General features: G+C 67.3%; 28 protein-coding genes. 20 read left to right on the top strand and 8 right to left on the bottom strand.

From position 1 onward, the window contains the following. The first annotated feature begins 5 nt into the window (after positions 1–5). From AC5P5W_RS00515 to AC5P5W_RS00435, 17 genes are all read left to right on the top strand, one after another. On the top strand, positions 6–1,007 hold the full coding sequence (locus tag AC5P5W_RS00515; RefSeq protein WP_014646236.1) for a KpsF/GutQ family sugar-phosphate isomerase: 1,002 nt from the start codon (positions 6–8) through the stop codon (positions 1,005–1,007). A gap of 67 nt (positions 1,008–1,074) precedes the next feature. Then, a complete protein-coding gene (locus tag AC5P5W_RS00510) occupies positions 1,075–1,623 on the top strand; it encodes a KdsC family phosphatase (RefSeq protein ID WP_014036245.1) in 549 nt (182 codons plus the stop codon). Further along, positions 1,620–2,195: an LPS export ABC transporter periplasmic protein LptC gene (lptC, locus tag AC5P5W_RS00505; protein WP_014646235.1), complete on the top strand. Its 576-nt coding sequence runs from the start codon at positions 1,620–1,622 to the stop codon at positions 2,193–2,195. The genes AC5P5W_RS00510 and lptC overlap by 4 nt, the downstream gene beginning before the upstream one ends. Before the next feature lie 101 nt (positions 2,196–2,296). After that, the gene (gene lptA, locus AC5P5W_RS00500) at positions 2,297–2,863 is read left to right on the top strand and encodes a lipopolysaccharide transport periplasmic protein LptA (protein WP_032959333.1); all 567 of its coding nucleotides are present in this window, start codon (positions 2,297–2,299) and stop codon (positions 2,861–2,863) included. Beyond that, on the top strand, positions 2,863–3,582 hold the full coding sequence (gene lptB, locus AC5P5W_RS00495; RefSeq protein ID WP_005415558.1) for an LPS export ABC transporter ATP-binding protein: 720 nt from the start codon (positions 2,863–2,865) through the stop codon (positions 3,580–3,582). Before lptA ends, lptB begins: the two co-directional genes overlap by 1 nt. A gap of 40 nt (positions 3,583–3,622) precedes the next feature. After that, complete coding sequence (locus AC5P5W_RS00490; protein WP_014646233.1) at positions 3,623–5,044, top strand: RNA polymerase factor sigma-54; 1,422 nt, start codon at positions 3,623–3,625, stop codon at positions 5,042–5,044. Between the two features lie 58 nt (positions 5,045–5,102). Continuing rightward, a complete protein-coding gene (hpf, locus tag AC5P5W_RS00485) occupies positions 5,103–5,420 on the top strand; it encodes a ribosome hibernation-promoting factor, HPF/YfiA family (protein ID WP_005415556.1) in 318 nt (105 codons plus the stop codon). A 21-nt stretch (positions 5,421–5,441) separates the two neighbouring features. Continuing rightward, positions 5,442–5,894: a PTS sugar transporter subunit IIA gene (locus tag AC5P5W_RS00480; protein WP_032130191.1), complete on the top strand. Its 453-nt coding sequence runs from the start codon at positions 5,442–5,444 to the stop codon at positions 5,892–5,894. Then, the gene (hprK, locus tag AC5P5W_RS00475; RefSeq protein WP_005408388.1) at positions 5,891–6,841 is read left to right on the top strand and encodes an HPr(Ser) kinase/phosphatase; all 951 of its coding nucleotides are present in this window, start codon (positions 5,891–5,893) and stop codon (positions 6,839–6,841) included. The genes AC5P5W_RS00480 and hprK overlap by 4 nt, the downstream gene beginning before the upstream one ends. Before the next feature lie 27 nt (positions 6,842–6,868). Beyond that, positions 6,869–7,753, top strand: a complete 885-nt coding sequence (gene rapZ / locus AC5P5W_RS00470) for an RNase adapter RapZ (protein ID WP_014646231.1) — start codon at positions 6,869–6,871, stop codon at positions 7,751–7,753. Between the two features lie 498 nt (positions 7,754–8,251). After that, positions 8,252–8,644, top strand: coding sequence for a PTS sugar transporter subunit IIA (locus AC5P5W_RS00465; protein WP_032958481.1), 393 nt, complete (start codon positions 8,252–8,254; stop codon positions 8,642–8,644). After that, positions 8,637–8,906, top strand: a complete 270-nt coding sequence (locus AC5P5W_RS00460) for an HPr family phosphocarrier protein (protein WP_005408385.1) — start codon at positions 8,637–8,639, stop codon at positions 8,904–8,906. Before AC5P5W_RS00465 ends, AC5P5W_RS00460 begins: the two co-directional genes overlap by 8 nt. Positions 8,907–8,908: 2 nt before the next feature. Beyond that, positions 8,909–10,678: a phosphoenolpyruvate--protein phosphotransferase gene (ptsP, locus tag AC5P5W_RS00455; RefSeq protein WP_197574795.1), complete on the top strand. Its 1,770-nt coding sequence runs from the start codon at positions 8,909–8,911 to the stop codon at positions 10,676–10,678. Positions 10,679–10,906: 228 nt separating this feature from the next. Continuing rightward, positions 10,907–12,268 (top strand): magnesium transporter, encoded by a 1,362-nt coding sequence (gene mgtE / locus AC5P5W_RS00450; protein ID WP_008266103.1) that lies wholly within the window; start codon positions 10,907–10,909, stop codon positions 12,266–12,268. A gap of 33 nt (positions 12,269–12,301) precedes the next feature. Continuing rightward, a complete protein-coding gene (locus tag AC5P5W_RS00445; RefSeq protein WP_032958486.1) occupies positions 12,302–12,568 on the top strand; it encodes a hypothetical protein in 267 nt (88 codons plus the stop codon). A gap of 71 nt (positions 12,569–12,639) precedes the next feature. Beyond that, positions 12,640–13,440, top strand: coding sequence for a carboxylesterase family protein (locus AC5P5W_RS00440; protein ID WP_080052966.1), 801 nt, complete (start codon positions 12,640–12,642; stop codon positions 13,438–13,440). 206 nt (positions 13,441–13,646) lie between these two features. Beyond that, entirely contained in the window at positions 13,647–14,138 is a 492-nt protein-coding gene (locus AC5P5W_RS00435; RefSeq protein WP_014646227.1) for an REP-associated tyrosine transposase, read from the top strand. A gap of 92 nt (positions 14,139–14,230) precedes the next feature. On the opposite strand, the gene AC5P5W_RS00430 is transcribed toward AC5P5W_RS00435, so the two are convergent. The 3 genes from AC5P5W_RS00430 to AC5P5W_RS00420 are packed head-to-tail and all read right to left on the bottom strand — an operon-like array spanning position 14,231 to position 16,250. Beyond that, on the bottom strand, positions 14,231–15,181 hold the full coding sequence (locus tag AC5P5W_RS00430; RefSeq protein ID WP_197574797.1) for an aspartate carbamoyltransferase catalytic subunit: 951 nt from the start codon (positions 15,179–15,181) through the stop codon (positions 14,231–14,233). 15 nt (positions 15,182–15,196) lie between these two features. Further along, positions 15,197–15,691: a Holliday junction resolvase RuvX gene (ruvX, locus tag AC5P5W_RS00425; protein ID WP_046429259.1), complete on the bottom strand. Its 495-nt coding sequence runs from the start codon at positions 15,689–15,691 to the stop codon at positions 15,197–15,199. Beyond that, positions 15,684–16,250, bottom strand: a complete 567-nt coding sequence (locus AC5P5W_RS00420) for a YqgE/AlgH family protein (RefSeq protein ID WP_014646224.1) — start codon at positions 16,248–16,250, stop codon at positions 15,684–15,686. The genes ruvX and AC5P5W_RS00420 overlap by 8 nt, the downstream gene beginning before the upstream one ends. A 91-nt stretch (positions 16,251–16,341) precedes the next feature. Between AC5P5W_RS00420 and AC5P5W_RS00415 the strand changes: the two genes are divergently transcribed. Both AC5P5W_RS00415 and AC5P5W_RS00410 read left to right on the top strand, forming a co-directional pair. Further along, positions 16,342–18,129, top strand: coding sequence for a DUF4153 domain-containing protein (locus AC5P5W_RS00415; protein ID WP_197574799.1), 1,788 nt, complete (start codon positions 16,342–16,344; stop codon positions 18,127–18,129). Then, positions 18,126–18,671 carry a DNA-3-methyladenine glycosylase I gene (locus AC5P5W_RS00410; RefSeq protein WP_197574801.1) on the top strand — a complete coding sequence of 182 codons (546 nt, stop codon included), beginning with the start codon at positions 18,126–18,128 and terminating at the stop codon, positions 18,669–18,671. The genes AC5P5W_RS00415 and AC5P5W_RS00410 overlap by 4 nt, the downstream gene beginning before the upstream one ends. Before the next feature lie 60 nt (positions 18,672–18,731). Here AC5P5W_RS00410 and AC5P5W_RS00405 read toward each other — a convergent pair whose 3' ends face one another. Further along, positions 18,732–19,439 carry a YitT family protein gene (locus AC5P5W_RS00405; protein WP_197574803.1) on the bottom strand — a complete coding sequence of 236 codons (708 nt, stop codon included), beginning with the start codon at positions 19,437–19,439 and terminating at the stop codon, positions 18,732–18,734. Between the two features lie 110 nt (positions 19,440–19,549). Further along, positions 19,550–19,762 carry a DUF4287 domain-containing protein gene (locus tag AC5P5W_RS00400; RefSeq protein ID WP_014646220.1) on the bottom strand — a complete coding sequence of 71 codons (213 nt, stop codon included), beginning with the start codon at positions 19,760–19,762 and terminating at the stop codon, positions 19,550–19,552. 298 nt (positions 19,763–20,060) lie between these two features. Here AC5P5W_RS00400 and AC5P5W_RS00395 point away from each other — a divergent pair, with 298 nt between their 5' ends. Next, entirely contained in the window at positions 20,061–20,957 is an 897-nt protein-coding gene (locus AC5P5W_RS00395) for a LysR family transcriptional regulator (RefSeq protein ID WP_197574246.1), read from the top strand. Between the two features lie 62 nt (positions 20,958–21,019). Here the strand turns inward: AC5P5W_RS00395 and AC5P5W_RS00390 are convergent, their stop codons facing one another. From AC5P5W_RS00390 to AC5P5W_RS00380, 3 genes are all read right to left on the bottom strand, one after another. Beyond that, positions 21,020–22,003 carry an aldo/keto reductase gene (locus AC5P5W_RS00390; protein ID WP_197574245.1) on the bottom strand — a complete coding sequence of 328 codons (984 nt, stop codon included), beginning with the start codon at positions 22,001–22,003 and terminating at the stop codon, positions 21,020–21,022. A gap of 121 nt (positions 22,004–22,124) precedes the next feature. Further along, positions 22,125–23,288: a PilT/PilU family type 4a pilus ATPase gene (locus AC5P5W_RS00385; RefSeq protein ID WP_042358565.1), complete on the bottom strand. Its 1,164-nt coding sequence runs from the start codon at positions 23,286–23,288 to the stop codon at positions 22,125–22,127. A gap of 78 nt (positions 23,289–23,366) precedes the next feature. Then, positions 23,367–24,404, bottom strand: a complete 1,038-nt coding sequence (locus AC5P5W_RS00380; RefSeq protein WP_004147099.1) for a type IV pilus twitching motility protein PilT — start codon at positions 24,402–24,404, stop codon at positions 23,367–23,369. Positions 24,405–24,449: the final 45 nt, after the last annotated feature.

Below are 24,449 nucleotides of genomic sequence, written 5' to 3'. Positions count from 1 at the left end.
TCCGCATGGCCGAATCCCTGTTGCCCCCCCGTTCCGTCGACCCTGCCGGCCTGGTCGCCAGCGGCCGCCGCGTCTTCGAGATCGAGCGGCAGGCGCTGGATGCCGTGGCCGACCGCCTCGGCGAGGCCTTCCAGCAGGCTTGCCAGGCGATCCTGGCCAGCCGCGGCCGGGTGGTCGCCACCGGCATGGGCAAGTCCGGGCACATCGCCCGCAAGATCGCCGCTACGCTGGCCTCCACCGGCACTCCCGCGTTCTACGTGCATCCGGGCGAAGCCGGCCATGGTGACCTGGGCATGATCACCGAGGCCGACGTGGTGCTGGCCCTGTCCTATTCGGGCGAATCGGACGAAGTGCTGATGCTGCTGCCGGTGCTCAAGCGCCAGGGCAACGTGCTGATTTCCATGACCGGCCGCCCGCAGTCCAGCCTGGCCACCGCCGCCGATATCCACCTGGACGTCAGCGTGCCGGCCGAGGCCTGCCCGCTGGCGCTGGCGCCGACCTCCAGCACCACCGCCTCGCTGGCGATGGGCGATGCGCTGGCCGTGGCCCTGCTCGACGCACGCGGCTTCACCGCCGACGATTTCGCCCGCTCGCACCCGGCCGGCAGCCTCGGCCGCCGCCTGCTGCTGCATATCACCGACGTCATGCACACCGGGGAGGACCTGCCCAGCGTGGGGGCCGACGCCAGCCTCAGCGAGGCGCTGGTCGAAATGAGCCGCAAGCGGCTGGGCATGACCGCCGTGGTCGATGCCGACGGTGTGCTGATCGGCCTGTTCACCGACGGTGACCTGCGCCGGGCGCTGGACAGCGCGCTGGACGTGCGCACCGCGAAGATCGCCGATGTGATGACCCGCAACCCACGTACCATCGGCGCCGACCAGCTGGCGGTGGAGGCTGCCCGGCTGATGGAGACCCACAAGATCACGGGCCTGATCGTGGTTGACGACCAGGGCCGGGCGGTCGGTGCCCTGAACATTCATGACCTGTTGCGGGCCCGGGTGGTTTAACCGACAGTCCGTAGACCCCATTCAGTCTGTACCGTCCCAACCCGAATCCACCGAGCCTGCCACCCTGATGCCCTGGTCCCCCCTGCCCGCCTTCCCCGCCCACCTGCATGCCGCCGCGGCCCGCGTCCGCCTGGCCTGCTTCGACGTGGACGGCACCCTCACCGACGGTCGGCTGTACTACGACAAGGACGGCAACGAGAGCAAGGCGTACTTCGTGCAGGATGGCCTGGGCCTGAAACTGCTGCAGCAGCACGGCATCCACCCCGTGCTGATCACCGCGCGCAACAGCCAGTCCGCGCTCAGGCGCGGCGCCGACCTCGGCATCGATACCCAGATCGCCGTGGGCGACAAGCTGGCCAGCGTGCAGGCGCTGTGTGCGCAGCACGGCATCGGTCTGGAGCAGGTGGCCTTCATGGGCGACGACCTGCCGGACCTGGCACCGCTGGGCGCGGTCGGCCTGGCGGTGGCGCCGGCCAACGCCCACCCGTGGATCGCCGAGCGCGTGCATTGGCAGACCCGCGCCGACGGCGGACGTGGTGCAGCCCGTGAGCTGTGTGACATCCTGCTGGCCGCGCAGGGTCATGTGGACGCGGTCCTGGCGAGGTTCGGCGCATGAACCTGCCGAGCCTGAACTGGCGCACCCTGCTCGGCATCGGCCTGCTGCTGGCGGCCCTGCTCAGCAGCTGGGCGGCCCTGCGCAACCGCGACAAGGGTCCGGCCACTGCCGGTCAGGATGTCGGCGTGGACTACGTCCTGCACGACTTCCAGGTCGTCGCCCTGGATGAGCACGGCAAGGAATCGACCACCCTGCGCGCACCGTTGCTGGAGCGCCAGCGTGGCGACCAGACCATCAACATCGCCACGCCGCTGTTCGAGATGCCGGACAAGGATGGCAAGCACTGGACCCTGCGTGCCGAGACGGGCTGGCTCAGCGCCAAGGGCGACCAGATGAAGCTGCGCGGCAATGTCGCCGGCGACAGCCCGGCCGATCCGGGCGTGGTGCCGACCACCTTCCGCACCGACCACCTGGACGTGTTCCCGAAGGAGAACCGTGCCCGCACCGATGCGCTGGTCACCATGACCCGCCCCGGCATGGAACAGTCCGGCGTTGGCTTCGAGGTGGATTCGAAGAACAACACGTATCATTTCCTCAGCCAGTCCAAGGGCCGTTACACGCCCCGACGCTGATTCCGCCGCCCTCCTGCGACGTCCCCGGACAGGCGCAAGGCAGGCAGCCCACCCATCCGCCCCCCGTTTCCCGGGCGGCCCCACCGGTAGAACGGACCCCGATGAAGATTCCCTTTGCAGCCGTACTCGCGCTCGGTCTCCTTGTTCCCAGCGCTGCCTTTGCCAAGTCCACCGACCGCAACGAGAACATGAACATCGACTCCGGCGCGCAGTCGGGCGTGCTCACCGGCGATGGCAAGACCGTGCTCTCGCAGGGCGTGACCGTCACCCAGGGCTCGCTGGACATCCGCTCGTCCGAAGCCGAGATCTACCTGAAGGACGGCGAGGCCGTGCGTGCGGTGTTCACCGGCAAGCAGGCCACGATGAAGCAGCAGCTCGACGATGGCACCTGGATGGACGCGGTGGCTGATCGCATCGACTACGACATCAAGACCGAGATCATCACCCTGACCGGCAACTACAAGGTCACCAGCGCGCGCGGCACCAATGCCGGCCAGCGCATGGTCTACAACACCCGTAGCGGCGAAATGAATTCCGGTGGCGATGGCAGCCGCGTGCGCACCGTCATTCCGCCGAAGAACAAGAACGCGGCGGCACAGCCGGCGGCCACGCCCAAGGCGGCGGCGCCGGCCAGCACGTCGGCCAAGCCGGCCGGGAGCAAGAAGTAATGCTCGTCGCCAAGGGCCTGCGCAAGCGCTACAAGCAGCGCGAAGTCGTGAAGGACTTCGGGCTGACCCTCGACGCCGGTGAAGTGGTGGGCCTGCTCGGCCCCAACGGTGCCGGCAAGACCACCTGCTTCTACATGATCGTCGGCCTGGTCGCCGCCGATGCCGGCAGCATCGTGCTCGACGGCAAGGACATCACCAGCGATCCGATGTACACCCGTGCCAAGCAGGGCGTGGGCTACCTGCCGCAGGAGCCGTCGGTTTTCCGCAAGCTGACGGTGGCCGACAACCTCCGCCTGGTACTGGAGCTTCGCGAAGACCTGGATTCGGCCGGCCGCGAACGCGAATTGAACAGCCTGCTCGACGAATTGCAGCTGGGCCATGTGGCCGACCAGCTCGGCGCCAGCCTGTCCGGTGGCGAACGTCGTCGCTGCGAGATCGCCCGCGCACTGGCCGCGCAGCCGCGCCTGATCCTGCTCGACGAACCGTTTGCCGGTGTCGACCCGATCTCGGTGGGTGAAATCCAGCGCATCGTCACCCATCTCAAGCAGCGTGGCATCGGCGTGCTGATCACCGACCACAACGTGCGCGAGACCTTGGGAATCTGCGACCGCGCGTATATCCTCGCCGAGGGCACCGTGCTGGCCCAGGGCTCGCCGGAGGCGATCCTGGACAACGCCGACGTACGTCGCGTCTACCTTGGGGATTCCTTCAAGCTGTGACCGCAGGCGCCGGGTCCCTTTCCTTCCGTTCGGCACAGGCATGAAGACTCGGCTGCAGACATCGTTGGGACAACAGCTGGTGCTCACGCCCCAGCTGCAGCAGGCGATCAAGCTGCTGCAGATGTCCACGACCGAGCTGGAGCTTGAAATCGCCCAGGCCGTGGAGAGCAATCCGCTGCTGGACTGGGCCGACAGCAACGACAGCAGTGCCGCCAATGAGGCCAGCGACAGCACCGATGCCGACGCGCCCGCCGAACGCACCGACAACGGCGACGACTGGGCGCCGGCCGAACTCGACTGGAGTGCCGCCGGCAGTGGTGGCAGCTTCGACGATGACGATGACACCGGCAGTGCCGCCGAGCGCGTGGCGGAAACCGAAACGCTGGCCGACCACCTGCTGTGGCAGCTGCACCTGTCGCATCTTTCCACGCATGACCGCAGCATCGGCGCTGCACTGATCGATGCGCTGGACGACGATGGTTACCTGCGCGAACCGCTGGCCACCATCGCCGAAACCCTGCTGCCGGCGGTCCATGCCGGTGAGGATGAAATCCTCGCGGTGCTGCATCGCATCCAGCGTTTCGACCCGGTCGGCGTTGCCGCGCGCACGCTCGGCGAGTGCCTGCAGCTGCAGCTGGACGTGTTGCCTGCCGACACGCCGGGGCTGGCGCTGGCGCGACAGATTGCCGCAGGCCCGCTGGAACGGCTGCCGCGCAGTGGCGTCTCCGGGCTGGCGCATGAACTGAAACAGCCGCTGGACGAGGTCGAGACGGCGGTCGCGCTGCTGCGCTCGCTGGACCCGCGTCCGGGCACGCAGATCGCCCCGCTGTCGCAGGACACCTATGTGGTGCCCGACGTGGTGGTGTGGCGGCAGAACGGCATCTGGCGCGCAGCGCTGGCGGCCCATGCCGGGCCGAAGGTGGTGATCCACCGTGGCTACGAACAGCTGATCCGCCGCTGTGGCGAGGCCGACGCCGGCTACCTGCGCGGCCAGCTGCAGGAGGCGCGCTGGCTGCTGAAGGGCCTGCAGCAGCGCGGTGAAACCCTGCTGCGGGTGGTGCGCAGCCTGATCCTGCAACAGGCCGGCTTCCTCGAATTCGGCGAGCAGGCGCTGCGCCCGCTGACCCTGCGCGAGATCGCCGCCGAGCTGGGCCTGCACGAATCCACGGTGTCGCGCGCGATCGCCCGCAAGCACGTGCGCACGCCGCGCGGCACCCTGCCGCTGCGCGCCTTCTTCGCCTCGGGCATCGATACCGAAGGCGGTGGCGAGGCGTCCAGCACGGCCATCCAGGCAATGATCCGCCGCCTGATCGACGACGAGAACCCGCGCAAGCCGCTTTCTGACGCCAAGCTGGCTGACCTGCTCAAATCGTCGGGAATTCCAGTAGCGCGACGCACCGTGGCGAAGTATCGTGAAGCCATGAACATTTCCGCCTCGCACGAAAGGGTCAGAATCGCTTGACGCGCCGCCGCGCCCGGCGGAGAGGTTCATTGGCACATCCGAACACAGGAGAAACCCGATGCGCATCGAAACGTTTGGCAAAGACGTCGAAGTCACCCCGGCCCTGCAGTCCTATGTAGAGGAGAAGCTGGCCCGGATCGGAAAACACTTCGACCAGCACTGCGAAGCGCGGGTGACCCTCAAGCTGCAGAAGACCGAACACCACGTCGACGCGAGCCTCAACATTCCGGGGCAGACCCTGCACGCCGAGGCCGGCGGCCAGACCATGTATGCCGCGATCGACCTGCTTGCGGACAAGCTTGACCGCCTGGTCATCAAGCACAAGGAGAAAAAACAGCAGCACGCACCGCTGCCGGTGGGCGACAATGGTGGCTGATCGCCACCGTTCCCCGCAGACATGCCCCTGACTGACCTCCTGGCGGCCGTGCAGACCCAGCTCTGCACGGCCACCGACCGTGACAGCGTCCTGCAGGCCGCCGCCGGGTTGCTGGCCTGCCGCCAGGCCAACGCCGAACAGATCTATCTGAACCTGTGCCAGCGCGAAGCCCTGGGCAGCACCGCGATCGGCCACGGCATCGCCATCCCCCACGGCCGCGCGCCGACCCTGGACCGCCCCCGTGGCGCCCTGCTGCGACTGGCGACCCCGGTCGATTTCGGCGGCGACGAACCGGTGGACCTGGTGTTCGCGATGGCCGTCCCCGCCCACTACACCCACCAGCACCTGATGCTGCTGTCCGAGCTGGCCGAGCTGTTTTCCGCACCGGACATCCGCCAGGCCCTGCGCGAAGCCGGCGATGCCCGGGCGCTGCGCGAGGCGCTGGACATGACCCCACCTGCGAGTGCCGCATGAATACCAGCATCACCGCCCGTGAACTGTTCGAACAGCAGCGCGAGCGGCTGGGGCTGCGCTGGGCCGCTGGCAAATCCGGTGAGAAACGCGAGCTGGAGGCCGGCAACACGGTCTCGCGGCGTCCGTCGCTGGCCGGCTACCTCAATGCGATCTATCCCAACAAGGTGCAGATCCTGGGCACCGAGGAACTGTCCTGGCTGGACGCGCTGGAACCCCGCCAGCGTTGGGAGACCATCGAGAAGATCATGCAGTCGCATCCGCTGGCGCTGGTGCTGACCCGCAACCAGGCGTGCCCGGAAGACCTGCGCGCGGCCGCCGATGAATCCGGTACACCGCTGTGGCTGTCGCCCAAGCGCGGCCACGAACTGCTCAACCACCTGTCCTACCACCTGGCGCGCACGCTGGCGCCGCGGGTGATCCTGCATGGCGTGTTCATGGAGATCTATTCCATCGGCGTGCTGATCACCGGTGAGGCCGGGTCGGGCAAGAGCGAGCTGGCGCTGGAGCTGCTAAGCCGCGGCCATCGGCTGGTAGCCGACGATGCGCCCGAATTCACCCAGATCGCCCCGGACGTGCTCGACGGCACCTGCCCCGAACTGCTGCAGGACCTGCTGGAAGTGCGCGGCCTGGGCGTGCTGAATGTGCGCGAGATGTTCGGCGACACGGCTGTAAAGAAGAACAAGTACCTTCGGCTGATCGTCCACCTGACCAAGCCGATGACCGAACCCACCCCGCATGGCTACGAGCGCCTGACCGGCGACTCGGGCACCCGCCATGTGCTGGACCTCGACGTTCCGCTGATCACCCTGCCGGTGATGCCCGGCCGCAACCTGGCCGTGCTGACCGAAGCCGCCACCCGCCTGCACATCCTGCGCACCAAGGGCATTGATCCGGCAGCGATGTTCATCGCCCGCCACAGCAATCTGCTGGAACGGCGAACACCCTGATTCCCCTGCCCCTCGAAGAGCCTGTCCATGAGCACCGCCACCCCCTCCGCCCCGACCCTGATCATCGTCAGCGGCCTGTCCGGCTCGGGTAAATCCGTCGCCCTGAAGACCTTCGAGGATCAGGACTACTACTGCTCGGACAACCTGCCGATCCACCTGCTGCCGGACTTCGTGCGCAGCCTGCTGGCCAACCACGACGGCAGCGCGCCGCGCCGGCTGGCGGTGGGCATCGACGTGCGCGGCCAGGCCGACCTGAGCCAGCTGGGCGACTGGCGGCAGCTGGCCACCGACGCCGGCGTGGAAGTGAAGGTGCTGTTCTTCGAGGCCAGCGACGAAACGGTGCTCAAGCGCTATGCCGACACCCGCCGCCGCCATCCGCTGAGCCAGCTGGGCCTGTCATTGCCCGAGGCGATCGCCCGCGAGCGCGAGCTGACCGCGCCATTGCGCCGCGAGGCCGATGCGGTGATCGATACCAGCAACCTCAACGTGCACCAACTGCGGCGGCGGATCATCACCGAGTTCGCGATGGACCATGCCACCGGCCTGTCGCTGCTGTTCGAATCATTCGCCTACAAGCGCGGTGTACCCGCCGAGGCGGACTTCGTGTTCGATGCGCGGGTGCTGCCCAATCCACACTGGGATCCGGACCTGCGTGCGCTCAGCGGCCGCGAACCGGGTGTACGCGACTATCTGGAAGCGCAACCGGACGTGCAGCGCTACCTGGCCCAGCTGATGGATTTCCTCGATACCTGGCTGCCGAAACTGGGTGATGGCACCCGCAGCTACGTGACCGTGGCGTTCGGCTGCACCGGCGGCAAGCACCGCTCGGTGTTCCTGGCCGAGCGCATGGCCCGGCATGCCCGCGAGATGGGCTGGCAGGACGTGGCGACGTACCACCGCGAACAGGATTGAGGGTGGCCGGCCGGGCTGCGCCCGGCACCCGTCGGTAGTGCCGGCCGCTGGCCAGCAACAGCAACAGCAACAGCAACAGCAACAGCAAAAGCGGCATTCCGTGGGATGGCGGGGCGGTGTGGGTAGGCAGGACACGCCGTGCCCCCCCCTCCGGGGTCCGGCCCAGCCGCTGGCGGCTGGGCGTTCGGGCGCTTGCGAAGCAGTGCTTCGCAAGCAAAGCGCCCTCACCCATGGGGGCTCGATGGCGCCAACGGTCCTGCCTACCCACACCGCCCCGCCTCTGACAGATTCCGTGCGCTGTTGGTAGGTGTCGACCTTGGTCGACACGATGGATCCACACCATGCGTGGATGAATCGCTGCCAGGCATCGAAAAACGCATGGGGTCGGATCCCTTTTCCAGGGGAAAAGGGCTCTGACCCCGATAACGCTGAATACGGGACACAGTGCCCCTCATCTGCTGCTATCGCCGATTCACCTTGACCTGTTAACGTGCAGTAATGACCTGTGGCATTCTCCTCGTAACACATCCCGGGGTCGGAACCGCCCTGCTTGACGTGGCGACCCGGCTCCTGCGGCAATTGCCGCTGAAAACCGAAGCTTTCGAAGTACCGTTCGACGCAGACATGGACGCCCTGCTCCCGCTCGCCTCGGCCGCCCTGCGGCGGGTCGACAGTGGTGAGGGCGTGCTGATCCTGACCGACCTGTACGGCGCCAGCCCCGCCAACCTTGCAGGGCAGCTGGCCCGGCTGGGGACCCCGGTTCGCCGGGTGTCGGCGCTGAGCCTGCCGATGTTGCTGCGGGTGATGAATTATCCGGAACAGGGACTGGATCAACTGCCCGCCACAGCCGCGGCGGGTACCCGTAATGGAGCGATAGTCGACGATGCTTGAACGAGAACTCACCGTCAGCAACCGCCTGGGCCTGCATGCCCGGGCCACCGCCAAGCTGGTGCAGACCCTGGCGCCGTTCCGCTGCAACGTGACCATGGCCGCCAAGGGCCGTGAGATCAACGCCAAGAGCATCATGGGCGTGATGCTGCTGGCCGCCGGCCAGGGCACTCCGGTCACCGTGCGCATCAACGGCGAAGATGAAGCCGCCGCGATGGAGGCGGTGGTCGGCCTGTTCGAACGCCGCTTCGACGAGGACAGCTGAGCGTGCCACGCGCACGCGCCGGCCAGCTCCCTTCCGGCCAACGGCCGGTACAGCTGTTGGCCGGCCATGGCGCGGCGCGCGGAACGGCGATGGGCCGGGCGCGCGTGCGGCTGCCGCATGCACTGGAAGTGGCCGAGCAACGCGTGGCCGCCCACCAGGTCGAGGCCGAACTGGCCCGCCTGCACCGTGCGCTGGATGCCGCGCGTACGGAAATGCACGAACTGCGTCAGCGCCTGCATGGCGCACTGAACCAGGAAGTGGGCGAGTTCCTCGACCTGCACGCGTTGCTGCTGGACGACCCCGAGCTGCTGTATGGCCTGGACGAACTGATCCGCAGCGGCCCGTACAGTGCCGGCTACGCGCTGCGCCTGCAGCGTGACCGCCTGGCCAAGGTATTCGATGGCATGGACGATGCCTACCTGAAGAGCCGCATGGACGATCTCGACCATGTGATCGGCCGCATCCACGCCTTCCTGCAACCCGAACGCACGCCGGTGATGAAGGGCCTGGCCGGCGAGATCCTGGTCTGCGACAACATCGCCCCATCCGAACTGGCGCAGCTGCAGGCGCAGGGGGTGGTCGGCATCGTCACCGCCGCCGGCAGCGCGCTGTCGCACAGCGCGATCCTGGCGCGCAGCCTGCACCTGCCCCTGATCGTCAATGTGCCGCAACTGCTCAGCCGCGTCGCCGACGGCGACGTGCTGATCATCGACGGTGCCGACGGCAGCATCACCGTCAACCCGCTGGCCGACAACCTGCGTGACTACCGCGCACGCCTGAAGGAACACGCGCGCGAGCAGCGCGAGCTTGGCCGCCTGCGCAGCAAGCCCAGCCGTACCCGCGATCAGGTCGACATTGCCCTCCTGGCCAATGCCGAATCGCTGGAGGACGTCACCCAGGCGCATGCGCTGGGCGCGCAGGGGCTGGGCCTGTACCGCACCGAATTCCTGTTCCTGCAGCGCAACGAGCTGCCGGACGAAGAAGAACAGTTCCAGACCTACCGTGATGCCGCACTGGGCATGAGCGGCCGGCCGGTGACCATCCGCACGCTCGACCTGGGTGCGGACAAGGCCGATCGTACCGGTCTGACCCTGAGCAACGAAGAGAACCCGGCACTGGGCCTGCGCGGCGTGCGCCTGTCGCTGGCACGGCCCAAGGTGGCCGACACCCAGCTGCGCGCGATCCTGCGCGCCTCGGCCTACGGCAAGCTGCGCGTGCTGGTGCCGATGGTCAGCACCCGCGAGGAACTGCTGGCGGTGCGCCGGCGCATGCTCAAGCTGAGCGAACAGCTGCGCAGCGAAGGCCATATGGTGTCCGAGCACGTGCCGCTGGGCGCGATGATCGAAGTCCCGGCGGCGGCATTGGCGCTGGAGAGTTTCATCGATCTGGTCGATTTCCTGTCGATCGGCACCAACGACCTGGTGCAGTACCTGCTGGCCGCCGACCGCAACAACGAGGCGCTGGGTGAGTTGTATTCACCGTTGCACCCGGCGGTGCTGCGGCTGTTGCAGATGGTGATCGAGACCGGCGCACGCCACCGCATTCCGGTGGCGGTCTGCGGCGAGATGGCCGGTGATGCGCGGATGACCCCGTTGCTGCTGGCGCTGGGCCTGAGCGAGTTCAGCCTGCATCCCGGTACGTTGCTGGAGGTGCGCCGTGCCATCCGCGAAGCCGATCTGGGTGCGCTGCGCGCCCGTGCCCCGAAGCTGCTGGCCGCGCGCGACCGCCGCGCCATCGAACGCTGGCTGGCGCTGGTGGCCGATACGCCCTGACACCACCCGCTCGCCGGGCATGCACGCCTGGGGTCAGATCCCTTTTCCGCGGGAAAAGGGATCTGGCCCCGTCTCGTTGAAGGCCAAGAGGTTGCCGGCCAGCGGCCGGCACTACCGCCACCCGGCGGCTATGCGCTGAAACATCCCCTTGCGATAATGACGCGCTGAACACCCCTGTTGCCGCATCCTTGCCGGGATCGCGGCTTTTCTTATCCCGCGGGAGCTGCGATGGCTGAAGCTGTACGCCACGACAAGACTGCGCGCCAACTGCGGATGTTGTCCGATGCACTGGACAGCGGCCGGCTGGGCCCGGTACGTCGGCTGGTCAACACCCTGGCCCCGGCCGAGATCGGCAACCTGCTTGAATCGCTGCCGCCGGGCAAGCGCGAGGTGGTGTGGGGCCTGGTTGATCCGGAAGATGACGGCGAGGTGCTGGTCCACGTCGGCGAAGACGTGCGCGAGAGCCTGCTCGCGGACATGGACCCGGACGAGATCATCGCCGCGGTCGAAGACCTGGACATCGACGACCTGGCCGACCTGGTCGAAGACCTGCCCGATACGGTCATCGACGAGGTCCTCAAGTCGATGGACCGCGAGAACCGCGAGCGCCTGGAGCAGGTGCTGTCCTATCCCGAGGACAGCGCCGGCCGCCTGATGAACCCGGACGTGGTGACCGTGCGCGCCGACGTCAATGTCGACGTGGTGCTGCGCTACCTGCGCCTGCGCGGCGAACTGCCGGACCATACCGATCACCTGTTCGTGGTCAGCCGGCGCCATCAGTACCTCGGCCGGGTGTCGCTGGCGGCACTGGTGACCCACGAGGACACCACCCCGATCAACCGCCTGATCGACGACGAGCAGCCGGCCATTGACGTCGGCGAGAGCGACCAGGAGGTCGCCCGCCAGTTCTCCGACCATGACTGGATCTCCGCGCCGGTGGTGGACGACAACAACATCCTGATCGGCCGCATCACCATCGATGACGTGGTCGACATCATCCGTGGCCAGGCCGAGCACCAGGCACTGGGCGCCGCCGGCCTGGACGAGGACGAAGACCTGTTCAGCCCGGTCTGGCGCGCCATGCGCCGGCGCTTGATGTGGCTGTCGGTGAACCTGTGCACCGCCTTCCTGGCCTCCAGCGTGGTCGGCCACTTCGAAGGCACCATCGACAAGCTGGTGGCGCTGGCCGTGCTGATGCCGATCGTGGCGGGCCTGGGCGGCAATGCCGGTACCCAGGTGCTGGCGCTGATGGTGCGCGGCCTGGCACTGGGCCAGGTAGGCGCGTCCAACGCGCGCACGCTGCTGTGGAAGGAGGTGCGGGTCGCCTTGTTGAACGGCGTGATGCTGGGTTCCGTGCTGGGGCTGATCGTGCTGGCCTGGTTCCACTCGCCCGGGCTGTCGGCAGTGATCGCCATCGCGCTGACCTGCAACCTGCTGTTCGCCGCACTGGCCGGCGTGCTGGTGCCACTGACCCTGAAACGCTTCGGCTTCGACCCGGCGCTGGCCAGCGGCATCTTCCTGACCGCCGTGACCGACTCGATGGGCTTCTTCACCTTCCTCGGCCTGGCCACGCTGGTGCTGCTGCACTGAACCCTGCAGGGTCCGATCCCAACTGGAACACCCATGGCAACAACGATCGAAAACTATTTCCAGCCCGGCTGGCGCGACCAGCAGCACACCTGCCCGGCCTGCGAATGGAAGGGCAGCTCGCGTGCCATGGAGATGGAGCTGGACGAGGACGCCACCGAGTACGCCTGCCCGGTCTGCGAGAACCCGCTGCTGGTGGTGCTGCATCCGGACATCGCGCAGGTGCAGGCGGCCGCCGCCGAGGGCAATGCCGAAGCGCAGGAGCAGCTGGACATCATTGCCAGTTTCCCGCGACCGGAGTGACGCGCCGCACGATGCCGCGTTGACCTGCGGCGGGCTAGGATGCAGCTGACCCTGCCGCCCCGGGAAATCCCATGGTCCGATCGATGTCGCGCTGGCTGCCGCTGCTGGCCTTTCTGATGATGAGCGGTTGCACTTCGCTGCCGGACAGCGCGCGCGGCCGCTTCGAGGGCCGCGCAGTGAAGGTGGACGGCGAGACCGCCTACTACCAGGTGTTCATTCCGGCCGGCGTTCAGGCCACCGCTCCCACCAGACTCCCGGTCATCCTGTTCCTGCACGGCTCCGGCGAGCGTGGCGGCGACGGTGTCAAGCAGACCCATGCGGGGCTGGGGCCGCACCTGCGCAGGCACGCGGCCGACTTCCCCGCATTGGCCGTATTCCCCCAGGTGCCGGGCCACCAGGAATGGAGCGGGCGCAACAACCGCGTTGCGCTGGCCGCCCTGGACGCCACCATCGCCGAGTTCGGTGCCGATCGCTCACGGCAGTACCTGACCGGGATGTCGATGGGCGGCTATGGGAGCTGGAACATCGCGCTGGATGACCCCGGGCGCTTCGCCGCGATCGTGCCCGTGTGCGGCGCGGTGCTGGCGCCACGCGCGGTGCGCCCGACCCTGTTCGTCGAGCAGGTCGCCCAGGAAACCGATCCGTATGCGGCCATCGCCCAGCGCCTGAGAGGCACGCCGATCTGGATCTTCCACGGTGCGCTGGATGATGTAGTGCCACCGGACGACGATCGCAGACTGCACGCCGCATTCCGGAGCGCCGCTGCACGCGACGTGCGCTACACCGAGTACCCGGACGGCAACCACAATGCCTGGGACGCCACCTACGCCGACCCGGCGATGTGGGCATGGCTGTTCGCGCAGAAGCGCTGAGCCGCAGCTTCAGTAGTTGCCAACCTTGGTTGGCATTGACTGCCCTGGTAGTTGCCAACCTTGGTTGGCACTGACTGTCCTGGTAGTTGCCAACCTTGGTTGGCACTGACTGCTCTGGTAGTTGCCAACCTTGGTTGGCACTGGCCTACCTGAAACCAACCCATTCCCCGATGTTCACTGGAAGCAGGCCCGTCCATGCTTGCTCCATGCAGAACACACGTCTCCTGCTCGGTCGTCGCTCCAGCATCGGCCTCAGCTATATCCTCACCGCCGTCGTCCATGACCGCGCGCCGCTCTTCACCAACGCCGCAGCGGCCGCCTTGGCAGTCCGCGAATTCCAGCGACTGGATCAGGAAGGCTTCACCCGCTCGATTGCGTACGTGGTCATGCCCGACCACATCCACTGGCTGGTCGAACTACGTGCGGGAACGCTGGAAACCGTCATGAAGCGTTTCAAGTCGCGCACAGCCCAGCAGGCAAACCGGTTGCTGGGGCGAGTCGGGCGCTTCTGGCAGGCCTGCTATCACGATCATGCGATCCGCTCTGACGAATCGTTGCACCGGCGTGCGATGTACCTGATGGGAAATCCGATCAGGGCTGGACTGGCGACGCGGCTTGGGCAATATCCCCATGCATGGTGCGAATGGGAGCTTGGGGCTTCGTGTGATCCGCTCGACAACTTGGGCGCGGATGGATAGTGCCAACCAAGGTTGGCATCTACCAGAGCGGTGCGCGGACAAGCCGCGCGGCAAGTGTGTCAACCAAGGTTGACACCTACCAGAGCGGGTGGTCAGCCCAGCAGGGTTTCCAGCACGGCCATGCGCACGGCGACGCCGTTGGCGACCTGGCGCAGCACCCACGACTGCGGGCCGTCGGCCACGTAGTCGGTCACTTCCACGCCGCGGTTGATCGGGCCCGGGTGCAGCACCGCGGCATCCTTGCCGGCGCGCGCCAGGCGCTCGCGGGTCAGGCCGTACTGGGCGTGGTACTGCTCCAGCGACGGCACCAGGCCTTCTTCCATGCGCTCGCGCTGCAGGCGCAGCATCATCAGCGCGTCGACGCCTTCCAGCATCGCGTCGAAATCATCGCCGACCACGCAGCCCTTCAGGGTCTCATCGTCCGGCAGCAGCGACTGCGGGCCGCACACGCGGATCTCACCCACGCCCAGCGTGCGCAGCGCATGCAGGTCGGTGCGGGCCACGCGCGAGTGCTTCACGTCGCCGACGATCACCACTTTCATCTTCGAGAAATCCGGGCCCTTGGCCTGGCGCAGGGTCAGCATGTCCAGCAGGCCCTGGGTCGGGTGCGCGCTGCGGCCGTCACCGGCGTTGATCAGTGCGGTGCCCTCGCCCGCCGCTTCTGCCAGTGCGGCTACCGCGCCATCCTCCGGGTGGCGCACCACGAAGCCGCGCACGCCCATCGCTTCCAGGTTGCGCAGCGTATCGCAGGCGGTTTCGCCCTTGCGGGTGGACGAGGTCGAGGCATCGAAGTTGAGCACATCGGCGCCCAGGCGCTGCGCGGCCAGCTGGAATGAGCTGCGGGTGCGCGTGGACGGCTCGAAGAACAGCGTGCACACCGCCGAACCGGCCAGCACGTGGCGCTTGTTGCCGACGCGGCCGACTGCGGCATCGCGGATCTGACCTGCCCGGTCAAGCAGCTGCAGCAGGGTCCCGCGCGGCAGGCCCTCCAGGGTCAGCAGGTGGCGCAGGCGTCCGGAGGCATCGATTTGCTGGGCGGTCATGGCGGTGTCGGGCAGTCAGGGAATGGGGGTGGCGTCGTCGGGGGACGACAGCCAGCGGTCGATGATCACCGCCGCGGCCACGGCATCGAGCGCGGCCGCATCACGGCGGCGCTTGCGCCCTTCGGCGCGCTCGACGGCGAAGCGGCGGGCAGCCTCGACCGAGCTGGAACGCTCGTCGATCATCACCACCGGCAGCTTGAAACGTTCCCGCAGCTGGCGGGCGAAGCCCTGCGCGCGCTTGCGGTTGGGTTGGTCCTGGCCGTCCAGGGTCAGCGGGTCGCCGACCACCAGGCCGTCGGGCTTCCATTCCTTGAGCAGGCGTTCGATCGCGGTCCAGTCCGGGCCATTGCCGTGCACATCGACCACCGCCACCGCGCGCGCATGCGCAGCGAAGGCACTGCCGATGGCCACGCCGATCCGCCGCGAGCCGACGTCGAAACCCAGAACGGTGCCGTCACGGCGGATCGCCGGGACAGCAGGAGCCGGTACGGGCGTGGCCGGCTCAGACATGGCCGCTGTAGTCGGTCAGCCGGAACAGGTCCACGCCGATGCGCGAGGCCGCACCCTGCCAGCGCTGCTCCAGCGGCAGCTGGAACACCAGCTCGGCATCGGCCGGCACGGTCAGCCAGCTGTTCTCGGACAGCTCGCTTTCCAGCTGCCCTGCGCCCCAACCGGCACAGCCGAGGGTGACCACGGCATTGGCCGGGCCTTCGCCACGCGCCATCGCTTCAAGGATGTCGCGCGAAGTGGTCAGGTACAGGCCGTCACCCACGATCAGGCTGGAATCCCACGCGCGCGCGTCGTCATGGATGACGAAGCCGCGCTCGGGATGCACCGGGCCGCCGTTGAGCACCATGCGCGCCTGCAGGTCGCCGTCACCGGTGGTGATGTCCATCTGTGCAAGCACTTCACCCAGCGTGTACTCGGAAGGCTGGTTGACCAGCACGCCCATCGCCCCGTTCTCGTCGTGCTGGCAGATCAGCGCGACGCTGCGGGCAAAGGTCGCGTCGAGCAGCGACGGCAGCGCGACGAGGAGGTGATCGGCGAGGGAGGTCGGCGTTACAGGCATGGTCCCATTCTACCTGCTGGGGGCGGGATGGTCGCGCAAAGGCGGCGAACCGCGATGGGCTAGGATGGTGCTTTGCCATGGAAGGTCATCGATGCAGTCTTCATCGCCCCTGACCCTGCCGGCACGCAGCGCCATCGTCCTGATTGCCCTGCTGCAGGGTCTGATGCTGTATGCCGCGCAGGAACTGTCCGATGCGTGGCCGTTCCGCGATATCGGCTGGCGCTACTGCTGGTACGCCTGGGTGCTGGCCATTCCCAGCGCGGTGGCGCTGAGCCTGGTCGACCTGGGCCAGCGCCGCCTGTGGCTGCAGGCCGTGCTCGGCTCGGCGGTGGTGCTGGCGCTGGCCGCCTGGATCGGCTGGAACCTCACTGGCGAGACCGCGCTGGAGTCGAGCGCGCTGCAGTTTCCACTGACCCTGGGCATGGCCGTGGCGGTGTTCGTGGTGCTGCCCTGGTGGCAGTTCCAGCTGCAGCACGGGCACTGGCGCGCCAGCTACCCCGAGCTGTTCGAGCGCGCCTGGCAGAACGGTTTGACCCTCGCCCTGGCGGCACTGTTCACCGGGCTGACCTGGCTGCTGCTGTGGCTGTGGGCCGCGCTGTTCCAGCTGCTGGAGGTCACCGTCTTCCGCGACCTGTTCCGCCAGGATGCCTTCATTGCGCTGGCTACCGGCAGCCTGGCCGGGTTCGGCGTGCTGATCGGGCGCACCCAGCACCGCGCGATCCAGATCACCCGCCAGGTGCTGTTCGCGATCTGCCGCGGACTGCTGCCGCTGCTCTCGTTCATCGCCGTATTGTTCGTGCTGAGCCTGCCGCTTACCGGGCTGGAACCGCTGTGGAAGACCCGCTCGGCCGCCAGCCTGCTGCTGGTGCTGTCGCTGTTGCTGGTGACGTTCACCAATGCGGTCTACCAGCAGGGGGACGACACCGCGCCCTACCCCGTCGTGCTGCGCCGTCTGGTTGAAGCCAGCCTGCTGGCGCTGCCGGTCTACGCCGCACTGGCGCTGTACGCACTGGGGCTGCGCGTGGTGCAGTACGGCTGGACCGTGGACCGGTTCTGGGCGGTACTCGTCGCAGTGGCCGTGGCCGGCTATGCCGTGGGCTACGCGCTGGCGGTGCTGCGCCGGCAGCGCCGCTGGTTGCAGATGCTGGAGCCGGTCAACCGCTGGATGTGCTGGGCGGTGCTGGCACTGGCATTGCTGGGCAACTCGCCGCTGCTGGACCCGGTGCGGCTGACCCTGTCCAGCCAGCTGGCGCGCCTGCGTGCCGACCCGCCCGCGATCACCAGCAGTGACGTCAACGTGCTGCGCTTCGATCTTGGCCACCGCGGCGTGCGGGCGCTGCGCGAGCTGCAGCGTGATCCAGCCATCACCGCCGATGCCAACGCGCCACAGGTGATCGCTGCCGCGCTGGCACGTACCTCGCGCTGGGATGACGGCCAGCGCCTCGACAAGGGGCCGCAGGACGTCGTCGCCCTGCAGCGCGCGTTGAAGCTGGCCAAGGGATCCAGCTCGCCACCGGACGACTGGTGGCAGGCACTGGCCACGCGCGCGATCGATGGCGAATCCTGCGCCCAGAGCGAGCGCGACTGCCTGATCGTGCATCGCGATCTGGATGGCGACGGGAACACCGACGTGCTGCTGTGCGAGCTGTACACCATCCGTGGGCCGGACTGCGTGCTGTACGCACGTGGCAGGGACAACCACTGGCGCCGGGCCGGTTCGCTGTTCGGCACCGCCAGCGGCCAGGCCGAGGCGATCAACCAGGCGCTGCGTGATGGCAAACTCACTCTCGAACCACCACGCTGGCCGATGCTGTCCATCGGTGGGCGCCCCGCAGTGGCCATCGATCCCGAACCCGAATCCAGCGAGTCTTCCCCATGAGCGGCTACTGCCTCATCGCCCCGGGCCATCCGGTGCACGACTACTACCACGCCAACGAGTACGGCTTCCCGCAGCGTGACGAGCGCGAGCTGTTCGAGCGGCTGGTGCTGGAAATCAACCAGGCCGGGCTGAGCTGGGAAACGATCCTGAAAAAGCGCGAGGGCTTCCGCGCGGCCTATGACGGCTTCGATGTCGACCGCGTGGCGGCCTATGCCGAGCAGGACATCGAGCGCCTGCTATCGGACGCGGGCATCATCCGCAACCGGCTGAAGGTACTGGCCGCCATCCACAACGCGCAGGTGATCCAGCGGCTGCGGGCCAGTCATGGCAGCTTCGCGGCGTGGCTGGATGCGCATCATCCGCGCAGCAAGGCCGACTGGGTGAAGCTGTTCAAGAAGACCTTCCGCTTCACCGGTGGCGAGATCACCGGCGAGTTCCTGATGAGCCTGGGCTACCTGCCCGGCGCGCACGCCGAGGATTGCCCGGTGCATGCGCGGCTGCTGAAGCTGTCGCCGCCGTGGTTGCAGGCCGCCGTCCGCTGAGGGATCTCCGCGCGTGGATGCCGGTAGTGCCGGCCGCTGGCCGGCAACCCCGTTGAACGGTCACACGCCCATGTAACGGCCGGGGCGGTGGTTGAACATCAGCACCAGGCTGAGCACCACCGCGCCGATGGCCGAGTACAGCACCTTCGATGGCGACAGCACGAAGAACGCGGCTACCATCAGGCAGGCGTCGTAGGACATCTGCACCTTGCCGGCGCTCCAGCCTCGGGTGCGCTGCAGGTACACCGCCAGGATGCCGATGCCGCCAAGGCTGGCGCGGTGTCGGATGAAGAACAGGATGCCGAGGCCGGACAAGGCACCACCGACGATCGCCGAATACAGCGGGTTGATGTGCGAGAAGTCGATCCAGCGCGGCAGCAGGTCGGTCAGCACGCCACAGGCGGTGACTGCGGCGAAGGTCTTCAGGGTGAATTCCCAGCCCATGCGCCGCAGCGCCACCCAGTAGAACGGCAGGTTGACCAGCACGAACACCAGGCCGAAGTTCCAGCCCATCGCGTAGTGCAGCAGGAAGGCCATGCCCGCCATGCCGCCGATCATCAGCCCGCCCTTGGCGAAGATGGCCAAGCCCAGCGAGGCCACCATCGTGGCCAGCACCATGCCCTGCACGTCCTCGGCGATCGAGTGACGCAGCGCTTTTTCGTGGGCGGTGGTGCCAGCACTGTCGGGCGGCGGGGTCAGCGGACCGGCGGTGACCAGGTGGCCGTCAGCGTCGTCGCACGGCGCGGGGCCATGGGAAGGAAGGGACATGCGGGTGGGGAACAGCGGGTGGGGAGCGGTATTAGACACGATCTGCATGACAGTTGCAGATGAAATCGTTCAGCTGAATGCGCCTCGCACTGCCCCGGGCTCGGCGCTGCTCAGCCCTTGCCGGCCAGATGGTGAGCCACCAGTGCGTTGGCATGGCCATGGCCCAAGCCATGTTCACTCTTCAGGAAGCTGACCAGTTCCATGTGTTTCAGGCCCTTCTTCCCGGCCAGCAACCCGAACCAGTGCGCCACCGGCTGCCCGTAGGTCTTCTCGATGGAGGGGAAATACGAGGCCGGGCCTTTCGGCTTGGTGTCAGTGCTCATGTGCAGCTCCCGTTGAAGTCATTCATTCGACGAACCACAGACGCAGAAATCGACACACCCAAACGTCCGACCCCGCCTCGCCCGACAGGCCGCAGCCAACTGTCGAAGGCGGGGTGGGTCCGGTTGAGGGGGTGTGAGCGGCATGGATGCCGCGACCAAGCCCCCATGGATGGGTTTACGGCGTCCCCCTCAACCGGGCCCACCCCGCCATCTCACGGATAGCCAGTTTTTGAAGTTGACGTGGCCGTTGACGTTGCTTCGGCAGGTGCCGGGCGCAGCCCGGCCGTATCATTCCAGCATGCCCCGCGAAAACCTCAACGACCTGCAGGCCTTCGTCCACGTTGCCCGCGAGGGCAGCTTCACCCGGGCCGCCGCCCAGCTGGGCGTGTCCCAGTCCGCGCTCAGCCATGCCATGCGCAGCCTGGAACAGCGCCTGGGCGTGCGCCTGCTGACCCGTACCACCCGCAGCGTATCGACCACCGAAGCCGGTGCCCGCCTGCTCGACACCCTGGGCCCACGCCTGGCCGAGATCGAGGACGGGCTGGCCGCACTGGCCGAGTACCGCGAACGCCCGGCCGGCACCATCCGCATCAACGCCACCGGCCACGCCGCCGAGTACATCGCCTGGCCGCGGCTGGCGCCGTTGTTGCAGCGTTATCCGGACCTGAAGGTGGAACTGACCACCGACTACGGCCTGGCCGACATCGTCGCCGAGCGCTACGACATCGGCATCCGCCTCGGCGAGCGCCTGGCGCGCGACATGGTCGCGGTGCCGATCAGCCCGCCGCTGCGCATGCGCGTGGTCGGTGCACCCAGCTACTTCCGCCAGCACGTGGTGCCGCAGCATCCGGACGACCTGGCCAAGCACAACTGCGTGACCCTGCGCCTGCCTACGCATGGGGGACTGATGCCGTGGGATTTCGGCCAGGATGGCAACGAACTGAGTGTGCGCGTTGGCGGGCAATGGACGTTCAACACCATGGGCATGACCCGCGCCGCTGCGCTGGCCGGCAGCGGACTGGCCTGGCTGCCGGAAGACCAGGTGCAGCCGATGCTGGACGATGGCCGCCTGCAGTCGGTGCTGGACGACTGGTGCCCGCACTTCGATGGCTACTACGCGTACTACCCGTCGCGCCGCCACGTCACCGTGGCGATGCGCACGGTGCTTGATGCGCTGCGCGGGCCGCTGGGGTGAGGGGCAAGGCGTGCGGACCAACGGTCCGCACCCACCACCAACGGTCCGCACCCAGCTGGTGATCAGCCCTTGGCCTGGGCGGCGCGCTGCGCGTTGTAGCGCTCGCCGACGATCGACACTTCGTTCAGCGCCTGTGCGATGCGTTGCAGCTCCTCCGGTGCCAGCTGCAGGTCGGCCGCGCCCAGGTTTTCTTCCAGGCGATGGATCTTGGTGGTGCCTGGGATCGGCACGATCCACGGCGCCTGTGCCAGCAGCCAGGCCAGCGCCACCTGCGCCGGCGTCGCGCCCCGTGTTGCGGCAATCGTACTGATGCGATCCACCAGCGCCTGGTTGGCGCGGCGCGCCTCCACTTCGAAACGCGGAACGCTGTTGCGGAAATCGTTGGCATCGAAGGTGGTGTCGGCGTTGATCGTGCCGGTGAGGAAGCCGCGGCCAAGCGGGCTGAATGGCACGAAGCCGATGCCCAGCTCCTGCAGCGTCGGCAACAACTCGCGCTCCGGTTCGCGCCACCACAGCGAGTACTCACTCTGCACGGCGGCAACCGGCTGCACCGCATGCGCGCGGCGCACGGTGGCAGCGCTCGCCTCTGACAGCCCGAAGTTGCCGACCTTGCCTTCGGCGATCAAGTCGCGCACGGTGCCAGCCACATCCTCGATCGGCACGTTCGGGTCGACGCGGTGCTGGTAGAACAGGTCGATATGGTCGGTGCGCAGGCGCTTGAGGCTGGCTTCGGCAACGGCACGGATATTCTCGGGGCGGCTGTCCAGGCCGTCATCGGTGCGCGCGCCCTTGAATCCGAACTTGGTGGCAATCACCAGCCTGTCGCGGTAGGGCGCCAGCGCCCGGCCGAGCAGGTCTTCGTTGGTGTACGGACCATACACCTCGGCGGTGTCGAAGAAGGTCACGCCGCGCTCGACGGCGGCCTGCAGCAGGGCGATGCCCTGGCCCTGCTCCACCGGCTGCCCGTAGGCATGGGTCAGGCCCATGCAGCCCAGGCCGAGGGCGGAAACCTTCAGGCCACTGCGGCCCAGTTCGCGTGTCTGCATCGTCGTGCTCCAGAGGGGGAGTGATGACGATACGCCTGTGGTGGCGCTGGATTGAGCCAGCCCGGCCGCAGTCGGTCATGACCGGAATTCATCAATCCAGCCACGACCGATGCCGGCCAGGTCAACGGATCTCGGAGATCTCCACGCCGTCCAGCCCCTGCGACAGGGTACGTGCGTCGCCGCCCTGGCTGAGCTTGATGCGCAGGCGCACCTCGTTCTGCGAATCGGCGTAGCGCAGCGCGTCCTCGTAGCTGATCTCGCCGGCCTGGTACAGCTCGAACAGGCTCTGGTCGAAGGTCTTCATGCCCAGCTGGACCGAGTCCTTCATCACTTCCTTCAGCTTGTGGATCTCGCCGTCGCGGATGTAGTCCTGCACCAGCGGCGTGCCCAGCAGGATCTCCATCGCCACCTTGCGCGAGCGGCCATCGGGCGATGGCACCAGCTGTTGCGCGACCACGCCCTTGAGATTCAGCGACAGGTCCATCAGCAGCTGGTTGCGGCGGTCTTCCGGGAAGAAGTTGACGATGCGGTCCATCGCCTGGTTGGCGTTGTTCGCATGCAGGGTGCACAGCACCAGGTGGCCGGTTTCGGCGAACGCGATGGCGTGATCCATGCCTTCGCGGGTACGCACCTCGCCGATCATGATCACGTCCGGCGCCTGGCGCAGGGTGTTCTTCAGCGCGGCTTCCCAGCTGTCGGTATCGATGCCGACTTCGCGCTGGGTGATGATGCAGCCCTCGTGCTTGTGCACGAACTCGATCGGGTCTTCGATGGTGATGATGTGGCCGGTCGAGTTCTGGTTGCGGTAACCGATCATCGCTGCCAGCGAGGTCGATTTACCGGTACCGGTGGCGCCGACGAACAGGATGATGCCGCGCTTGGTCATCGCCAGCGTCTTGATGATAGGCGGCAGGCTCAGTTCTTCCACGGTCGGAATGCGCGTCTCGATGCGACGCAGCACCATGCCGACCTGGTTGCGCTGGTAGAAGCAGCTGACGCGGAAGCGGCCGACGCCGGACAGGCCGATGGCGAAGTTGCATTCGTGCGTCTTCTCGAATTCCTCGCGCTGCGCCGGGGTCATCACGTTGAGGACCAGGTCGCGGCTCTGCTGCGGCGTGAGCGGGGTCTGGGTGATCGGCGAGATCTTGCCGTTGACCTTCATCGCCGGCGGCATGCCGGCCGTGATGAACAGGTCCGAGGCGCGCTGGTGCGCCATCAGCTTGAGGAACGAAGTGAAATCGATGGTGGTCGCGGTGCTGTTCACGGCGGGCTCCCAAGAGGGCATGTACCAGGAAACGGTCGGTGGAGGAAACGGCACGGAGACGGCGCCGCACTGGTGCACGCCGCCCGTGGTTGTCCCGCCTTACTCGAACAGGCGCTTGTCCTTGGCGTACTCGCGGGCCTGGTTGCGGGTGATCAGGCTGCGCTTGACCAGGTCCTGCAGGTGCTGGTCCAGGGTCATCATGCCGTACTGCTGGCCGGTCTGGATGGCCGAGTACATCTGCGCCACCTTGTCTTCGCGGATCAGGTTGCGGATGGCCGGGGTGCCGACCATGATTTCCCACGCTGCGGTACGACCGCCGCCAACCTTCTTCAGCAGCGCCTGCGAGATCACCGCACGCAGCGACTCGGACAGCATCGAACGCACCATCGGCTTTTCGCCGGCCGGGAACACGTCGATGATGCGGTCGATGGTCTTGGCCGCCGAGCTGGTGTGCAGGGTTCCGAACACCAGGTGGCCGGTTTCCGCGGCGGTCAGTGCCAGGCGGATGGTTTCCAGGTCGCGAAGTTCGCCCACCAGGATGATGTCCGGGTCCTCACGCAGTGCCGAGCGCAGCGCTTCGTTGAAGCCATGCGTATCGCGGTGCACTTCGCGCTGGTTGATCAGGCACTTCTGCGAGGTGTGCACGAATTCGATCGGATCCTCGACGGTGAGGATGTGGCCGTATTCGTTCTTGTTGATGTAGTCGATCATCGCCGCCAGCGTGGTCGACTTGCCCGAACCGGTGGGGCCGGTCACCAGGATCAGGCCCTGCGGCTGCTGGATCACCTCGCGGAACAGCGGCGGGCAGGCCAGGTCCTCGAGGGTGAGCACCTCGGACGGAATGGTACGGAACACCGCACCGGCGCCACGGTTCTGGTTGAACGCGTTCACACGGAAGCGCGCCAGCGACGGGATCTCGAAGGAGAAGTCCACTTCGAGGAATTCCTCGTAATCGCGGCGCTGCTTGTCGGACATGATGTCGTACACCAGCGCATGGACCTGCTTGTGGTCCAGGGCCGGGATGTTGATCCGGCGAACGTCGCCGTCCACGCGGATCATCGGCGGCAGGCCTGCGGACAGGTGCAGGTCGGACGCTTTGTTCTTTACGGAAAACGCCAGCAGTTCGGCGATATCCATGAGCGGCTACTCCCCAATAACGGCTTCGACTGGAAGGATCTTTCC

It is taken from the genome of Stenotrophomonas sp. YJH_SMC_123, assembly GCF_059368215.1.
The sequence above is the reverse complement of the archived record's forward strand: the minus strand, read 5'-3'. Positions and strand labels throughout refer to the sequence as shown.

What these genes read in the sequence shown, in the direction of transcription:
- AC5P5W_RS00460 (WP_005408385.1), top strand. Translation starts at nt 8,637, where the DNA reads ATGCTTGAACGAGAACTCACCGTCAGCAACCGCCTGGGCCTGCATGCC.
- AC5P5W_RS00385 (WP_042358565.1), bottom strand. Translation starts at nt 23,288, where the DNA reads ATGCCCTCTTGGGAGCCCGCCGTGAACAGCACCGCGACCACCATCGAT.
- AC5P5W_RS00395 (WP_197574246.1), top strand. Translation starts at nt 20,061, where the DNA reads ATGCCCCGCGAAAACCTCAACGACCTGCAGGCCTTCGTCCACGTTGCC.
- lptC (WP_014646235.1), top strand. Translation starts at nt 1,620, where the DNA reads ATGAACCTGCCGAGCCTGAACTGGCGCACCCTGCTCGGCATCGGCCTG.
- AC5P5W_RS00490 (WP_014646233.1), top strand. Translation starts at nt 3,623, where the DNA reads ATGAAGACTCGGCTGCAGACATCGTTGGGACAACAGCTGGTGCTCACG.
- AC5P5W_RS00445 (WP_032958486.1), top strand. Translation starts at nt 12,302, where the DNA reads ATGGCAACAACGATCGAAAACTATTTCCAGCCCGGCTGGCGCGACCAG.
- AC5P5W_RS00430 (WP_197574797.1), bottom strand. Translation starts at nt 15,181, where the DNA reads ATGACCGCCCAGCAAATCGATGCCTCCGGACGCCTGCGCCACCTGCTG.
- AC5P5W_RS00415 (WP_197574799.1), top strand. Translation starts at nt 16,342, where the DNA reads ATGCAGTCTTCATCGCCCCTGACCCTGCCGGCACGCAGCGCCATCGTC.
- ruvX (WP_046429259.1), bottom strand. Translation starts at nt 15,691, where the DNA reads ATGTCTGAGCCGGCCACGCCCGTACCGGCTCCTGCTGTCCCGGCGATC.
- AC5P5W_RS00440 (WP_080052966.1), top strand. Translation starts at nt 12,640, where the DNA reads ATGGTCCGATCGATGTCGCGCTGGCTGCCGCTGCTGGCCTTTCTGATG.
- AC5P5W_RS00435 (WP_014646227.1), top strand. Translation starts at nt 13,647, where the DNA reads ATGCAGAACACACGTCTCCTGCTCGGTCGTCGCTCCAGCATCGGCCTC.
- AC5P5W_RS00420 (WP_014646224.1), bottom strand. Translation starts at nt 16,250, where the DNA reads ATGCCTGTAACGCCGACCTCCCTCGCCGATCACCTCCTCGTCGCGCTG.
- AC5P5W_RS00380 (WP_004147099.1), bottom strand. Translation starts at nt 24,404, where the DNA reads ATGGATATCGCCGAACTGCTGGCGTTTTCCGTAAAGAACAAAGCGTCC.
- hprK (WP_005408388.1), top strand. Translation starts at nt 5,891, where the DNA reads ATGAATACCAGCATCACCGCCCGTGAACTGTTCGAACAGCAGCGCGAG.
- AC5P5W_RS00465 (WP_032958481.1), top strand. Translation starts at nt 8,252, where the DNA reads ATGACCTGTGGCATTCTCCTCGTAACACATCCCGGGGTCGGAACCGCC.
- hpf (WP_005415556.1), top strand. Translation starts at nt 5,103, where the DNA reads ATGCGCATCGAAACGTTTGGCAAAGACGTCGAAGTCACCCCGGCCCTG.
- AC5P5W_RS00405 (WP_197574803.1), bottom strand. Translation starts at nt 19,439, where the DNA reads ATGTCCCTTCCTTCCCATGGCCCCGCGCCGTGCGACGACGCTGACGGC.
- AC5P5W_RS00515 (WP_014646236.1), top strand. Translation starts at nt 6, where the DNA reads ATGGCCGAATCCCTGTTGCCCCCCCGTTCCGTCGACCCTGCCGGCCTG.
- lptB (WP_005415558.1), top strand. Translation starts at nt 2,863, where the DNA reads ATGCTCGTCGCCAAGGGCCTGCGCAAGCGCTACAAGCAGCGCGAAGTC.
- mgtE (WP_008266103.1), top strand. Translation starts at nt 10,907, where the DNA reads ATGGCTGAAGCTGTACGCCACGACAAGACTGCGCGCCAACTGCGGATG.
- AC5P5W_RS00480 (WP_032130191.1), top strand. Translation starts at nt 5,442, where the DNA reads ATGCCCCTGACTGACCTCCTGGCGGCCGTGCAGACCCAGCTCTGCACG.
- AC5P5W_RS00390 (WP_197574245.1), bottom strand. Translation starts at nt 22,003, where the DNA reads ATGCAGACACGCGAACTGGGCCGCAGTGGCCTGAAGGTTTCCGCCCTC.
- rapZ (WP_014646231.1), top strand. Translation starts at nt 6,869, where the DNA reads ATGAGCACCGCCACCCCCTCCGCCCCGACCCTGATCATCGTCAGCGGC.
- AC5P5W_RS00410 (WP_197574801.1), top strand. Translation starts at nt 18,126, where the DNA reads ATGAGCGGCTACTGCCTCATCGCCCCGGGCCATCCGGTGCACGACTAC.
- AC5P5W_RS00400 (WP_014646220.1), bottom strand. Translation starts at nt 19,762, where the DNA reads ATGAGCACTGACACCAAGCCGAAAGGCCCGGCCTCGTATTTCCCCTCC.
- AC5P5W_RS00510 (WP_014036245.1), top strand. Translation starts at nt 1,075, where the DNA reads ATGCCCTGGTCCCCCCTGCCCGCCTTCCCCGCCCACCTGCATGCCGCC.
- lptA (WP_032959333.1), top strand. Translation starts at nt 2,297, where the DNA reads ATGAAGATTCCCTTTGCAGCCGTACTCGCGCTCGGTCTCCTTGTTCCC.